This is a genomic window from Confluentibacter citreus, assembly GCF_002807055.1.
Classification (GTDB): domain Bacteria; phylum Bacteroidota; class Bacteroidia; order Flavobacteriales; family Flavobacteriaceae; genus Confluentibacter; species Confluentibacter citreus.
Window position 1 is genome coordinate 1 of sequence record NZ_NIXN01000038.1, and the last position, 737, is coordinate 737.

Annotated in this window: 1 protein-coding gene; it reads left to right on the forward strand. The window is 47.4% G+C overall.

Annotation, left to right across the window (positions count from 1 at the left end; translation table 11 throughout):
* A partial coding sequence (locus CDH49_RS15540) for an HYR-like domain-containing protein (RefSeq protein ID WP_157805357.1) occupies nt 1-737 on the forward strand: 737 nt, incomplete at both ends.

Here is a 737-nt window from a genome sequence, read left to right on the forward strand (position 1 = left end):
GAAAATACCGATCCTACATGTGAGGGCAGCAAGGTATATACATTTACGTATACCGACTGCGCAGGCAACGAATCAGTATATACCTATACCTATACCATTGAGCTTGACAGCTTCATATTGCCTGCCAATGGCTTAAGCGCTGTTGGAAACCTAGCGGATGCCGTGGAACCAACACCTCCTACGGTTACCGATAACTGTGGAAATACGATCACGCCATCTCCCGCGGTCAAAACTGACACTCCTGATTGTCAAGGCTCTATTGTGTATACCTTTACATATACCGACTGTGCCGGTAATACTGCTGATTGGACATATACCTATACCGTTATTCTGGCTCCTTTCACGGTTCCCGCAAATGCAGGCTCTACCGTGGAATGTATTGTGGATGCTACCGCACCAACACCTCCTACTGTTTTTGATGCCAACAACAATGAGGTAGTTCCTGTTATGGCCGAAAGTAATGATCCTGCATGTGAGGGCGAGAAAATATATACCTTTACATATACCGACTGTGCCGGCAATACTGCTGACTGGGTTTATACATACACCATTGACGTAACGTCCGTGCCAGTAGTGCCAGCAAATGCGGGCTCTACAGTGGAATGTATCGCCGATGCAGTACAGCCCGCAGCACCTGTGGTGACGGATGCATGTGGAAACGACATCGTGCCAGTGATAACCGAAAATACCGATCCTACATGTGAGGGCAGCAAGGTATATACATTTACGTATACCGA